Source organism: Coprococcus sp. AF16-5 (assembly GCF_003479365.1).
Taxonomy (GTDB): Bacteria; Bacillota; Clostridia; order Lachnospirales; family Lachnospiraceae; genus Coprococcus; species Coprococcus aceti.
Genome location: NZ_QUGZ01000001.1, coordinates 702,240 through 716,378, shown reverse-complemented (window position 1 = coordinate 716,378; position 14,139 = coordinate 702,240). Strand labels below are relative to the sequence as shown.

Sequence of the window (14,139 nt, the reverse complement as noted above, 5' to 3'; positions counted from 1 at the left end):
TAATTTTTGTAAGAAACATTAAGAAATTATTTAAAAGTAGTTGAAAAAGTATCATTAAGTGATATAGAATGGATAAGTATTTGTTTATATTATACTAAAACGAGAAAAGGAGAGTAATCATGGACAAATTCTTCAAAATCTCAGAGCGTGGGTCTACAATCAAGACCGAGATCATGGCAGGACTTACAACATTCTTCGCCATGGCATACATCGTTCTGGTCAATCCAAATCAGGTTGCAGGAGAAGGCAGCAATGGCTGGCTGGCAGGGGCAGTTCCAGACATGGCTGGTGAGCTTGGTACAGTATGGAATGCTGTATTCATCGCATCTATTCTTGTTGCAATAGTGGGAACACTTCTCATGGCGTTCCTCGCGGACATGCCATTTGCACAGGCCTGCGGAATGGGACTTAACTCATTCTTCTGTACTATCTTTGTAGCTGGTGCAGCATTTGCAGGTGTGAGTGTTATCAGAGGTTATCAGGCAGGTCTGGTAATAGTATTGATATCAGGTCTTGTATTCCTGATCCTTTCAGTGACAGGACTCAGAAAGTACATTGCAGTTGCAATGCCTGAGTGCCTTAAGAAGTCAATTCCGGCAGGTATTGGTCTGTTCATAGCTCTTATCGGACTGAAGAATGCAACACTTATCCAGGACAACCCATATACATTTGTTCAGTTCTTTGATTTCCACGGTGTGATCACAAGCGCTGGCAGCACAAAGGAGGCTATTGCACAGATCGCACCTCCTATAGTAGCATTTGTAGGATTTATAATAATTGCGATCCTTGCAAAGCTTAATGTAAAGGGTAACATTATCATAGGTATCCTTGTATCTACAGTATTATATTATGTTATGATGCTTCAGGCACCTAACTTTGATTTCTCATCGATCGGACAGTCATTCAAGGATTTCGGTTCAGTCGGATTCCTCGGAGTGTTCCAGGGACAGGCATGGAAGGATGCATTCTCTGCTGAGTATATCGGCGGTGTGTTCTCAGCAATCATGCTTGTTGTCAGCTTCTGTCTGGTAGATATGTTTGATACCATCGGAACTCTCTATGGTGCAGCTTCCCAGGCTAATATGCTTGACGAGAAGGGTGACCCAATGAAACTTGACGAGTGTATGATGTGTGACTCTATAGGTACTGTATCAGGAGCTCTTCTCGGTACATCAACATGTACAACATTTGTAGAGTCAGCTTCAGGTATCGCTGCAGGTGGTAGAACAGGTCTTACAAGTTTGGTTACAGCACTCTGCTTTGCAGTATGTCTGTTCCTCAGCCCTGTTGCCAACATCATTCCATCATGTGCAACAGCACCAGCACTTATCTTCGTAGGTGTACTTATGGCTAAGAACTTTGCAAAGGTTGATATGGAGGATATGCGTTCAGCAGTTCCTGCATTCGTGACATTCCTTATGATGCCACTGACATACTCTATTTCAAATGGTATCGGTCTTGGCGCTATCACATATGTTCTTATCACACTGTTCACAGGCAAGTATAAGAAGCAGGATATCGTAGTGACAATTATTGCACTCTTATTCATAGTAAAATTCGTTTCGGTAACTATGTAATTATTTAGTGACACAAGAGAATTCAAAGCGTTCCCGCATATAAGTGCGGGGACGTTTTTTTATTTGCCAAAGTGAGTTTTTTGTAGTATCATACCAACTGTGTACCAGTAGCCAATCGGATACGGCAATGGCCTCCGGAGCCATGACGGGCGGTTCGACTCCGCCCTGGTACGCTTTTTTATACTCTGATATTTATTTCGTAAAAGGATGATATGCAGTGATGAAGAAGAAAAAGAATTTGGAAGCGGAAGAACAGAATATAGAAAATGAAGAGCCGGAGTTGGATGGGAAATCAGAGATCGGTGGAGATTCAGAGACAGATGATGACTTAGATGACGGTGAAGATCCGGAGTCAGACGATGAATCGGATGACAGTGGAGACTCGGGATTAGATGATGACTTAGATGACAGTGAAGATTCGGAGCTGGCTGATAACTCAGAGCCCGGCGGAGCTTCAGAGGTTGAGGAGACCCCGGCGAGACAGAAAAGGCCGTATGAGGATTATGTCATAGAAGATCCTGAGGATATGGATGATGCACCGGATACCGGAGATATGTTCGATGATGAAGAGCTGTATGGCGATGACGATTATTTTGCCGAAGAGAAGGCAAAGACGCGGAAAGGCCGAAGAAGATCCAGACATGGCGGGATCTCTGGTGGCGTTCTTGTCTTGCTGTGGGCGGTATTTCTGATACTTGTCGGAGTCTATGTGTATGTATTTTTTATAAACGATAAGCTGTTCACAGAGGACATAACCGGAAGAGATAATACGGTGAGACTGGAGATACCTGACGGAGCAAATTACAGGCTGTGTACGATCGATGAGATAAATCAGCTAGTGAACAATTACCTTTTGGCGAGAACAAAGGCAGATCAGACGACACTTCAGAGACTGGTCACAGATCCGTCGGAATTTGACGACATGAAGAGCATTGAGATAGCAGCGGAGTATATAACGGCGTACAACAAGACCACCTGTTATATAGCCAACGGATATACTGCAGATTCGTATATCGTGTACGAATTATCCAATCTGATGATAAAGGATGTCAACTCGGAACCGCTCGATATAAGGTCGTTATATGTGACGAAACAGTCAGATGGAAGCTACAAGATCAACAATTCGGCTTTGTCTGACAAGGAGAGCTCGTATATCAACACCATCAACTCATCTGGTGATATACAGGCGATATATGAACATGTAAAAGAAAACAATGATTATCTGCTTAGAACGGATGAGACATTTAGAAAGTTCCAGAATATGTATAATTAAAGAAAACGCAGGCTTTATGCCTGCGTTTTCTGCTGAACAGCTATTTTGTTACATAGCCTCTGAAGAGTCTACAGTATCTGTGTCGATCAAAACCCCTCTGGTAGGAACCGGTGTGGAGAATACTATCTGTGTCTCTGTGCTGCCAAATCTCTGGAGCTGTCCGATAAATGAGTCGAGATCCATGGTATTAGGAAAGCAGACCTTCATGAGCATGGAGTGCGCACCGGTCACACAGTTGCATTCCAGTACATTTGGACATGCTTCAACAAATGGATAGAAGGTTGGCTTCTGTTTTGGATCAAGAGCCATGTGTATAAATGCTGTGATGTGATATCCGAGAGCCTCATGGTTGATGCTTGCGTGATATCCGGTCAGTATTCCTGCTTTCTCAAGTCTCTCTATTCTTGCTGAAACTGCCGGCGAAGAAAGGAAGACTTTGCTGGCCAGATACTTGAGTGGGGTTCTGGCGTTGCCCTGTAAAAGATGAATGATTTTTCTGTCGATGTTATCCATAATATGCACTTCCTTTTCCTAAAATAAAAAAAGGTGCGTTTCCGAAGAAACACACCTTTGCGTTTGCTTAAATATACATTAATTGATAAAAAAAATCAAGGACTTTTACAAAATTAATTTAACTGAATCTTTGCTGTGGGTTATACATGGTGTGATGAATGGTTCACAAAATGAAAAATAAATGGTATGATGGTTCTGCATATTGGTTAGAATTTACTGGCCTTGGTCTGGCTGATACATGGTGTATGCTGACCAGAAATTAGAATGTGAGATATGTATTAACAATATAGGAAAATAATAACAGAGGAAAGATTATGGCGGATGGAATAAGACTTAACAAATATCTCAGCGAGGCGGGCGTGTGCTCAAGGCGCGCTGCGGATACACATATAGAGAATGGAAAGGTTACGATCAACGGAGAGACTGCAGTCATGGGTCAGAAGGTCATGCCCGGGGATGTGGTGACATTCATGGGCAGGAAGGTTCAGCAGAAGGATAGGACAGTGATCCTGGCATATAATAAGCCGATAGGACTTACCTGTACAGCGAGTAAGGCTGATCCAGACAATATATTTGATCACATAGATTATCCGATCAGACTTCAGTACGTGGGAAGGCTGGACAAGGACTCCCAGGGTCTACTTCTTCTGACAAATGATGGTGACCTGTCAAATGCCATCCAGAAGTCGGTGAACAACCATGAGAAGGAATACAGAGTGCGGGTGAACCGTGAGATAACAGAGGACTTCATCAGGAAGATGTCGGAAGGAGTGCCTATACTTGATACAGTGACAAAGAAATGTAAGGTGCGAAAGATAGATGACAGGTCATTCATGATAGTGCTGACACAGGGTCTCAACAGGCAGATCAGACGAATGTGTGATGCATTGGGCTACAGGGTAGTGAACCTGAAGAGAGTCAGGGTCTGCAACGTGAAGCTTGGCAATATGAGACCTGGAGAGTTAAGGGAGCTCAGCCGCGAGGAAGAGGCAGAGCTGAGACGGATAGTGGGGATGTAGTAGAGAGTGTATATAGGATTTTTTGTGGGGTGTGTATGGAAGATATTAGTAGAAATACCAGTGAAAATATTAAAGAAAATAATGACATTAGTGGCAATAACGATAATGGCAAGATAGCCAGAATTAAAGAACTTGTAAAGCAGCTCAACGATGCTGCAAAGAAATATTATATGGAAGATACAGAGATCATGAGCAATCTGGAATATGATGCTCTGTACGATGAGCTGAGTGCCCTGGAGAAAGAGACCGGGATGGTCATGAGCAACAGCCCGACGGTCAAGGTAGGATATGAGGTCGTCAGTGAGCTCCCGAAGGAGGCTCACGAGCATCCAATGCTTTCTCTTGACAAGACAAAGGATGTAGGTGCTCTTGCGTCATGGCTTGGCGGTCAGAAGGGCGTAATATCCTGGAAGATGGACGGACTCACAGTTGTTCTCACATATGAGAACGGAGAGATGATAAAAGCGGTTACCCGTGGAAATGGTGAGATAGGCGAGGTCATCACGAACAATGCGAAGGTATTTGCAAATGTACCTCATCACATCCCGTACAAGGGCAAGCTGACGATCAGAGGCGAGGCGGTCATCAAATACTCGGATTTCAATGCGATAAATGAGAAGATAACGGATGCGGAATCTAAGTACAAGAACCCGCGAAATCTGTGCAGCGGCTCAGTGAGACAGCTCGATAACAAGATAACAAAAGAGAGAAATGTACATTTCTTCGCTTTTAATTTAGTGGACGGTGAGGATGTGGACTTCCACAATTCATTCAAATATCAGCTTGACTGGTTGGAACAGCAGGGATTTACCGTGGTAGAACACTACCTGACAGACTCGGCGGCACTCCCTGATAAGGTGAGGGAATTTTCAGAGAAGATAACGGAGAATGACTTCCCATCGGATGGTCTGGTACTCATGCTGGATGATCTGGCATACGGAAGGAGCCTGGGAACCACAGCCAAGTTCCCGCGAAATGCCATGGCGTTCAAATGGGCGGATGAGGAGGCAATCACCCATCTACGCTATGTGGAGTGGAGTCCATCAAGAACTGGCCTCATCAACCCGGTCGCTGTATTTGATCCGGTGGAGCTTGAGGGAACAACAGTCAGCCGTGCCAGCATACACAACGTCAGCATACTTAAGTCATTGGCGCTTGGCGAAGGTGATGAGATTGCAGTGTACAAGGCGAATATGATCATTCCGCAGATTGCAAGGAATCTAACCATGAGCGGTAACGTGGTCATACCGGCTGCGTGTCCTGCATGCGGAGGAGAGACTGAGATAGTGAGGGAGGAAGGCGGTGCAGCGTCAGGAGTTGAGACTCTGTACTGCACAAACCAGTTCTGCCCTGCGAAGAAACTCAAGTCATTTTCACACTATGTGTCCAGAAATGCGTTGAATATAGACGGACTCTCAGAGGCGACCATAGAGAAGTTCATAGATGAGAAGATCCTCGAGGAGCTTCCTGATCTGTATAAGCTTGCGGCTCACAGAGAACATATAGTTGAACTTGAGGGATTTGGCGAGAAGTCGTACAACAAGCTTGTGGCTGCGGTGGACGCATCCAGACAGACGAACATGTGGCGTCTTGTCAATGGTCTCGGCATTGCAAATGTCGGAGAGGCGACAGCCAAGCTCATGGCCAAGCATTTTGCAAATGATATGGATGCCATGGAGAAGGCAGATGTGTCAGCATACGTTGAGATAGACGGAATCGGTCAGGTTATAGCAGAGGATATAGTCAGATACTTTGAAAATGGGAAGAATTGTGCTATCATAGATAGGTTGATGGCTGAGCTTACGTTTGTGGATGAGACATCTGATACGGAGCAGGATCTGGCGGGCAAGGTGTTCGTCATAACCGGTTCGCTCACCCATTTTGACAACAGAAACCAGCTCAAGGAACTGATAGAGAGCAGAGGAGGTCAGGTTACAGGTTCTGTATCTGCCAAGACCTCATATCTTATAAATAACGATGTGAATTCCACATCATCCAAGAACAAGAAGGCGAAAAGCCTTGATGTGCCTATCATATCTGAGGAGGATTTCTTAGAATTGATTGGACAGTAGGAGTAACTGTAGTAAATGGAAAGGAATGAATAGAGATGCCGATAAGAATAGATGATGATCTGCCGGTTAAGAAAACATTAGAGGACGAGAACATATTTGTCATGGGAACAGGAAGGGCGCACAGCCAGGACATAAGACCCCTTGACATTCTGATACTCAACCTCATGCCGCTGAAGGAGGACACAGAGCTGCAGCTCATGCGAAGCCTGTCAAACACCCCACTTCAGGTGAACATCACGCTTCTTAGAACCATGTCCTACGAGTCCAAGAACGTGACAAAGGGACACCTTGACAGATTCTACGAGGATTTTGACAGCGTAAAGAACCGCAAATGGGACGGTTTCATCATAACCGGAGCACCTGTTGAAAAGATGGAATTTGAGAATGTTGACTACTGGGATGAACTCCGCGAGATCATGGACTGGTCCGAGACAAATGTCACATCGACCATGCACATTTGCTGGGGCGCCCAGGCGGGACTCTACTACAGATACGGTGTGCAGAAGTTCGACCTTCCGCAGAAGCTGTCCGGTATATACGAACATCACACCTTCCACAAGAGAACACCGCTAGTCCGCGGTTTCGACGATGTATTTTACGTGCCACACTCAAGATATACCGGTGTGTCCAAGGAGGACATTGTAAACAATGATCACCTTGAGATCGTAGCCGAGTCAGATGTGGCTGGCCCGTACCTCATAATCGGTGACGGCGGCAAGAACATATTTGTCACAGGACACCCTGAGTACGACGTGCTGACCCTTGACCAGGAGTACCACAGAGACCTCGGCAAGGGACTTAATCCACAGATCCCGGTGAACTATTATCCGGACAACGACCCGGAAAAGAAACCAGTGAAGAAGTGGAGATGCCACGCGAATACTTTGTATGCGAATTGGCTGAATTATTACGTTTATCAGCTCACGCCTTATAAGTGGGAGTAGGAGCTGGTGAGACCGCATAAAACCTATGGATTTAAGCCAAATGCGTTACATATCAATAAAATCATAAATGTATGTAAAATGATGTGATTTTCTGTAATTTTATGACTTTGTGGCGATTAATTGGTGTTTTTTCAAAATGCAGATGGTGTTTTTTAAACGGCGTTAGTCGGGAAAGATATTAAATATAAAATTAAAACACAGCACTATGTAGATGAGTGGTAGTTATCTATGTAGTGCTGTGTTTTTCGTTGTAATTTCTTAATCTATAGTATTTAGAAAGGCGAGTAATGCCTCTCTTTGTACAGAGTTGAGTCTATATATTCTGGTTGACAGTGGATCATTGATTAGAACCTTATTATCATCATCAAAAAAATCCCTTAATGAAATGTCAAGTGCTTTGCACAATTGGAAAAGAACTTCTATTGTGGGATTTTTATTACCCATTTCAATATCACGAACATAACTTTGGCTGATCCCTGCAAGATTGGCAAGTTTGTTGGTGGATATCTGCTTCTGTTCACGGAAAAAGCGCAATCTATCTCCAACAGGGTACTCATAAGATTCATGTGTATTTGCCATATATGGAAGCCTCCTATTTATTCTTTATAGAGATAGACTATCAAAGTTTTTGAGATAAAATTACATCTTTAGAGATTGACTGTTATTGTTATAAATATTATAATTTTTAATAAAGAAATTATGACAACGAGAAAAAATTCTAACTAAATATGAAAAATTCGGAGGAGAGAGACATGAGTGATAAAGAGGCTGATTTGCAGATTAAGGAGCAGCTAGAATTATATTCTGACTTTATTAAATTTGCGTGGGATTCATTGGATGATAATATTTTGACAGATGATGATAATGAGAATGTAGATATGTCTTTAGAGGCATTTTTTAATCTTGTAAAGATTGCTTGTATTTACAATGGAAATAGGGAATTATATGAAAACATGTTTAAGGAAATGCCAATGGAAGATTTTGAGAGTGTGCATGAAACATTAAGTATAATTAGTGATTTTCTAGATGAAACGCAGCCGGAGAATTGGGATGAAGAAATTAATTTACTGGATGCATTTGATTTTTTTGCTGAGACAGCCTATAGGAGATGTCTGAATATAAAAAATGAAAATGACGAACGAGTGATCATTCTTATTAGTAAGGAACTTCAGGAATGTGCGGATGTTTTGTCCACAATATGTAGTGACGCATGGGATGCGATTACTTGTTTAGAAGATAAAGTGAATGAATTGCTACAAAAATATAATCTGCCAGAAGAGGAAATTGATTTAGTCGAAAAATATAAAGAATTTATTGAGAAGGAAATAGAAAACCTGAATACATATATTTCCTTTGTGGATAGTAATGATTCTACAGATGAATTCAAATTTGTTTTTGAGTTAACCTTTGTTTCTGGAATCGGAGTTTTAGCAAGCGAATGTATGAAAGATGTAGATTTGTTTTGGAAGGTTGCAGTATTCATGGGGGATGAAGAGGCTACACTTCCAGATGATTTTTATTCTTTTTATGATTATATAGAAGACATAGACCGCATAGGGGAACAGTATTACTATAAATGGGATAAAAAAATGTCTTTGGTAGCGGCTTGTAAGAGCTTTCATTTCAGATATATAAATCTTCTGAAAATGAGCAGGAATGGTACAGATATGGATGTTATAGCACAGCGTTCGAAAGTAGAGTGTGAGCAGCTATTACATAGAATGGAAGAGGCTGAATATGTTTTAAACATTTTGCTTGGATTAGAATTTTAACGATTTCATGATTAAAACAATATGTAGATTATTTACAGAATAAAATATAGAGGAGACCATATATGTTTAGATTCCTTGAAGGATTGGCTTTTGTTTTCAAATTTTTTAAAGTGCTTTTTATTGTATCAGTTATTTTAGCCGTTATTGCTGCTGTTGTCATAAGTGTCTTAGTGGCAACTGGTGTTATAGTGATCGGTGTTCCACGAGTGGTTGGAATAATTGTTGGTATTGTATTATTGCTGATATTGCTTGGGCTAATAAAAATGATATTTTTTTAGATGATTTTGAAAATGAATTTGCATTATATACATATGTAAGATTGGAGAAAGATTATGAGCAAAAGAGAAAGAAAAAAAGAGTTGATAAAAAAATATATCAAAAATGCAGCGGGAGGATGGAGTGCATACTCTTATGGGAATATACCTAAACAGCTGGTTAGAAATGCATGTACAAGTTATGCGGGGGCAGTGCAGTATGATGATGTCCTGGGATTGATTGATATTACAATAACTGGTAGCGGAAAAAAGGGAATGTTATTTACTTCTCAAAGAGTGTATTATGATAATGGCATGCTTGAAAACAGAGGAAATGTGACATATAAGCAGATTGCAGATAATGGAACTATTCCAGGGGATGTTTTGGGAAAAGCATATAATAAGCAGGCATTACTGGAATTGTTAGGTGGTCTTTCCCGGATTGAAGGTGAAAATTTTGAAAGCAAAATGAATGACATCAATTCTTCAATTGACAGTTTGAATAATGGAGTTCAGCAGATTTCGGACACAATTAATAAAGGGATGGATTTGGCGAATGCCATAATCAAATTATTTGATAGCGGTAATGAATCTGAGGATAATACATCTGAAAATAGATAAAGTATGTCATTTAAATTAGATATTTTAAGTATAGAAAATTTATCATGAGGCAGGCATTATGGAGGATAAAGCAAGTAAGGTATTAGTAAAGAATAGCCAGGATAAAATCGAACTGTTAAGGAACTCAGATAGATGTGATAAGTATGATTATCTTGTGGCTGTAGGTTGTGGAGCAATCGGAGGTATTATTGATATATTTCTTGTGGGTTCTCCAGGGACTAGTACGCTAGAGAAATGGTCAGACGAACAGGTTGATAAAACTGTGAAAGGATTTGCGAAGGCTGTTGGATGGAGCCCTAAGGATGCGCAAAAGAGTAACGTTGCCAGTGCAATAGGTTTTTTGGAAAAGAAATTCAAAGTGAATTATGATCAGAGACATACGGCAGATGTTGGAAATCTTTTCAATATGAATACTAGAAATCATCATTTGATGTCACTTTCACATTCGCCAGATATAGTTGGGTTATTTTTTTCTATTTTGAATCAGTTTACATCAACTTCATCATTTGCTGCTGGTGGACAGCTGATAACTATTTCTACTGACACGTTTGAATTACAAGGTAAAAATTTTGTTGCTAAAATTTTTAGTGGAATTGCCAACTGGTTTGGACATATTATGTCTGATATAGCTGGTAGTTCGGGTAGCAGAGGAAATACAGGAAGAGGCGCAGGTGTTGCGTTACCGTTTTATGAACTCTTCCAGTTTGGAAAATTTGGAAAATTTTCTGTTGAAAAAGATAAACAGGATTTAGCTGTTATTGCAACAAGAGCGTTTCAGGAAGGATATGATTTTAGATTTGGTTTGGCAACGGCAGTTCCTATGATTATCATGGATCTAAGCATTAGGCTCATATGGGCACTGCGAAGACATTTTCAATATGAAAAACCATTTAAGGAATGTATTCCTACGAGTCAACATGCAGATCTTAGAGTGATGCTTCTTCTTGGAAATGGAACTTTGTGTGTAATAGATGGTGCCGATGCGGCAATTAGATCAGGTGGTAATTTCCTGGCTATGTTCACGAGACTGAACTTGATAGCGTGGTTTAGGTTTGTGTCACTTGTTTTAAAGGAAATATGTATCAGACTGGGGATAAAAGAGGTATTGCAGAAGGAATTGGAGGCATTCAAGCGTGTAAATGATGCAATTCTTCTTTATCTTGCAGAATTGGAAAAAACAGATGTTGAGGCATATAAGCGAGAGGTTGAAAGTTATACAGAATATTGTAGTTTGATAGAGAAGACATCAAATGAGGAGACTCTTAATATGGCATTGATTTTATCTTTTAAGCAGTTAGAAATAGAAAAAGCATGGGATGGTGATTTTGATGAGTTCATGAATCACCGTTCAAATCATTTGGTGTTTGAATGACATTTTTATATTCTGTACTTGGTTGCCTGTGCAGAAATTTGGATTATTTAGAGTTGTTTTTTAAGAATGTATCTACTGGAGAGAAATGTTATTATTTGAATTTCAGAGTATATGAAATAGTAAAGGAGGATCAAGAGTTATGCCATTACCATTAATTATTGGCGGTTTAGCGGCTGCAGCAGCAATTGGAGGTATTGGCTCTGGTGTTCGTGGCGGAGTCAAGATGAAGAAAGCAAATGATACCATGAAGATGGCGGAAAAAAAACAAAAGCATGCTATTTCAAATTTGAAGAGAAGCGATAGAGAAACTACTACAATGATGGATAGAATCGGTAAAAAGGAGTTAGCAATACTTCATGGTTTCGGAGAATTTACTGATTTGATCGAAAAGATTCAAGGACGTCCTGTATTTAAAACATATCAAAAAGAGGGGATAAAACTTCCAGAATATCAGGGTGAGGAATTGAAAAAAGTATCTACTGGTGCAGGAATACTGATGGGGGGACTTGGTGGAGCTGCCATCGGAACTGCTGGTGGATTTGCAGCTGCAGGAGCAACAACAACAGCGGTGATGGCACTTGGAACAGCTTCGACTGGAACAGCTATTGCATCGTTAAGTGGAGTTGCTGCCACTAATGCGACTCTTGCAGCACTTGGAGGTGGGGCTGTTGCTGCCGGAGGTGGCGGCATGGCACTTGGTACAGCAGTTCTTGGAAGTGCAACATTGGGTGTGGGTTTACTTGTAGGGGGAGTCATATTCAATGTTACAGGTTCAAAATTATCTGGCAAAGCGGATGAAGCATATAGACAGGCAAAAAAGACGGAAAAAGAGTCCAACAAAATAATTTCCTATCTTGATTCTTTGTGTGCATCAGCTAGGGTATTTGAAAATAACCTGAAAAAGGTTAATGATGAATACGAAAAGAGAATTAAAATTCTTAATGAGATAGTAAGTATAGATGGCAAGATAGAGTGGAGTGAGTTTACAGAATCTGAGAGGCTATTGACCGAAAATCTTGTCATGTTGGTAGGATTATTATATAAAATGTGTCAGATAAAACTAGTTTTGAAATCAGACAGCGAAAATAGCATTAATACGGTAAATAAAGAAGAAATAAATCAAAATACAGAGGATGTGGCTTTTGTTTTACAAAGCTTAGATGTTTTATGTGAATAATTCATCCGTAACATTTCGCCTCCTGTTTATATATCATCTATATGATAACTATAAATCATAGAAAACAGGAAGGAGGATGATGTGATATAAACAGGCATACGATAGCAGCTATAGGGCTTGCTGTACTTCACGGAGTGGTTGTGTTTCTGCAGGAAACGGTACTCAGTGGAAAGTCTTAGATAACTACATATTTAATTTTAAGAGAGATGAAGTTGTGTTTTTCATCTCTCTTTTTCTATGCTCATTTTCGGGAAGGGGGTGAGAGTGTGAAAATGCAGCGTAGAGATTTATTAGAACAGGCAGGTCAGTTGATTAATGGAATGAGAAGTCTGTGTCAGCTTTTGGAATGTCCGGGAGTCCCACCGATCACAGAGGATGTCCTTGCGGTATTTGAATGTGTTGATGATGAAGTGCTCCGGCTCATTGATGAAGCAATGAAATTGGATAGCGATGATGACGAGGAATAATCATAAGGAGAAAAGAGTTACATGCAGAAGATTATTATTTCGATACTGTCTACAGTGATTGTTATTTGGAATGAACTACGAGACAGAAATGGAAAGAATAGAGAAGAAAACAAAGGTGAAAGGAGAAAAAAATAATATGGCAGCAAATGTAGAAACGATGTTTAGTGTAAGGGAAAAACCATGGCATGGCCTTGGTGTTGTAGTAGAGGAGGCTCCATCATCAGAGGATGCATTAAGACTTGCCGGACTTGATTGGAGAGTAGTGCAGAAATCATTGTATACAAATTCAGGACTGGTTGATGGGTATAAGGCAAATGTAAGAGAGTCCGATAATACTGTGCTTGGGGTTGTTACAGACAGGTATAAGGTTGTTCAGAATACAGAAGCTTTTGCGTTTACTGATAATCTGCTGGGAGAGGGTGTAAAGTACGAGACGGCCGGATCTCTTCAGGGAGGGAAGAAAGTATGGATTCTGGCAAGGCTTCCGAGGGAGTACATCATGTCTGGAGAGCGAATAACACCATATCTTGTGTTTAGTAATACTCATGATGGTTCGGGAGCTGTGAAGGTTGCAATAACACCAGTGAGAGTTGTTTGTAATAATACATTGAATCTGGCATTAAGCACCGCAAACAGATGTTTCAGTATGGTCCATACAGGTGATATAAAGGGTAAGATTGATGAGGCAAAACAGACTTTGTTTATGGCAGATGAATATATGGAGGCTCTTGGTAATGAATTTGAGAGAATGCGTAGACAGAGGATAACAGATCAACAGGTAAAAGAATACATAGAAATGCTGTTGCCGATAGATCAGAATTCAAGTTCTGTTACTACAAGAAATATAAAAAAGCTTCGTGATGATATGAGAATGAGGTATTATGATGCCCCAGACCTTACACATCTTGGAAATAACGCATATAGATTTATCAATGCGGTATCAGATTTTGCTACTCATGCTAATCCGATAAGAAGGTCAAAGAACTATAATGAAAATCTTTTCATGAAAACATATGAAGGAAATCCTATGATAGATAAGGCTTATCAGCTTTTAGCAGCATAAAAATATGGAGGTAGA

At 40.6% G+C, this 14,139-nt stretch carries 14 protein-coding genes and 1 tRNA gene; 13 read left to right on the top strand and 2 right to left on the bottom strand.

The annotated features are described in order from the left end of the window. Positions 1-119 precede the first annotated feature (119 nt). The 3 genes from DWW70_RS03220 (at position 120) to DWW70_RS03210 (ending at position 2,850) form a co-directional block, all read left to right on the top strand. On the top strand, positions 120-1,577 hold the full coding sequence (locus DWW70_RS03220) for an NCS2 family permease (protein ID WP_117548786.1): 1,458 nt from the start codon (positions 120-122) through the stop codon (positions 1,575-1,577). A 101-nt stretch (positions 1,578-1,678) separates the two neighbouring features. After that, positions 1,679-1,750, top strand: a tRNA-Arg gene (locus tag DWW70_RS03215). A gap of 47 nt (positions 1,751-1,797) precedes the next feature. Beyond that, entirely contained in the window at positions 1,798-2,850 is a 1,053-nt protein-coding gene (locus DWW70_RS03210; protein ID WP_118649226.1) for a hypothetical protein, read from the top strand. Positions 2,851-2,898: 48 nt separating this feature from the next. Here DWW70_RS03210 and DWW70_RS03205 read toward each other — a convergent pair whose 3' ends face one another. Further along, positions 2,899-3,363: an Lrp/AsnC family transcriptional regulator gene (locus DWW70_RS03205; RefSeq protein WP_117548788.1), complete on the bottom strand. Its 465-nt coding sequence runs from the start codon at positions 3,361-3,363 to the stop codon at positions 2,899-2,901. Between the two features lie 314 nt (positions 3,364-3,677). Here DWW70_RS03205 and DWW70_RS03200 point away from each other — a divergent pair, with 314 nt between their 5' ends. The 3 genes from DWW70_RS03200 to metA are packed head-to-tail and all read left to right on the top strand — an operon-like array spanning position 3,678 to position 7,398. Continuing rightward, on the top strand, positions 3,678-4,382 hold the full coding sequence (locus tag DWW70_RS03200) for a pseudouridine synthase (RefSeq protein ID WP_022216102.1): 705 nt from the start codon (positions 3,678-3,680) through the stop codon (positions 4,380-4,382). Positions 4,383-4,417: 35 nt separating this feature from the next. Next, positions 4,418-6,454 (top strand): NAD-dependent DNA ligase LigA, encoded by a 2,037-nt coding sequence (gene ligA / locus DWW70_RS03195; protein WP_118649225.1) that lies wholly within the window; start codon positions 4,418-4,420, stop codon positions 6,452-6,454. Positions 6,455-6,489: 35 nt separating this feature from the next. After that, positions 6,490-7,398 (top strand): homoserine O-acetyltransferase MetA, encoded by a 909-nt coding sequence (gene metA / locus DWW70_RS03190; protein WP_055272755.1) that lies wholly within the window; start codon positions 6,490-6,492, stop codon positions 7,396-7,398. A 258-nt stretch (positions 7,399-7,656) separates the two neighbouring features. Here the strand turns inward: metA and DWW70_RS03185 are convergent, their stop codons facing one another. Further along, complete coding sequence (locus DWW70_RS03185) at positions 7,657-7,977, bottom strand: helix-turn-helix domain-containing protein (protein WP_118649224.1); 321 nt, start codon at positions 7,975-7,977, stop codon at positions 7,657-7,659. A gap of 173 nt (positions 7,978-8,150) precedes the next feature. Here DWW70_RS03185 and DWW70_RS03180 point away from each other — a divergent pair, with 173 nt between their 5' ends. From DWW70_RS03180 to DWW70_RS03150, 7 genes are all read left to right on the top strand, one after another. After that, complete coding sequence (locus DWW70_RS03180; RefSeq protein WP_118649223.1) at positions 8,151-9,170, top strand: hypothetical protein; 1,020 nt, start codon at positions 8,151-8,153, stop codon at positions 9,168-9,170. 62 nt (positions 9,171-9,232) lie between these two features. Then, the gene (locus DWW70_RS03175) at positions 9,233-9,448 is read left to right on the top strand and encodes a hypothetical protein (protein ID WP_118649222.1); all 216 of its coding nucleotides are present in this window, start codon (positions 9,233-9,235) and stop codon (positions 9,446-9,448) included. Positions 9,449-9,502: 54 nt separating this feature from the next. Further along, positions 9,503-10,045 (top strand): hypothetical protein, encoded by a 543-nt coding sequence (locus tag DWW70_RS03170; protein ID WP_118649221.1) that lies wholly within the window; start codon positions 9,503-9,505, stop codon positions 10,043-10,045. Positions 10,046-10,103: 58 nt separating this feature from the next. Then, positions 10,104-11,417 carry a hypothetical protein gene (locus tag DWW70_RS03165; RefSeq protein ID WP_118649220.1) on the top strand — a complete coding sequence of 438 codons (1,314 nt, stop codon included), beginning with the start codon at positions 10,104-10,106 and terminating at the stop codon, positions 11,415-11,417. 139 nt (positions 11,418-11,556) lie between these two features. Further along, entirely contained in the window at positions 11,557-12,594 is a 1,038-nt protein-coding gene (locus tag DWW70_RS03160) for a hypothetical protein (protein ID WP_118649219.1), read from the top strand. Positions 12,595-12,860: 266 nt separating this feature from the next. Then, positions 12,861-13,061 carry a hypothetical protein gene (locus tag DWW70_RS03155; protein WP_118016652.1) on the top strand — a complete coding sequence of 67 codons (201 nt, stop codon included), beginning with the start codon at positions 12,861-12,863 and terminating at the stop codon, positions 13,059-13,061. A 136-nt stretch (positions 13,062-13,197) separates the two neighbouring features. Continuing rightward, positions 13,198-14,124 (top strand): DUF932 domain-containing protein, encoded by a 927-nt coding sequence (locus DWW70_RS03150; protein ID WP_118016651.1) that lies wholly within the window; start codon positions 13,198-13,200, stop codon positions 14,122-14,124. Positions 14,125-14,139: the final 15 nt, after the last annotated feature.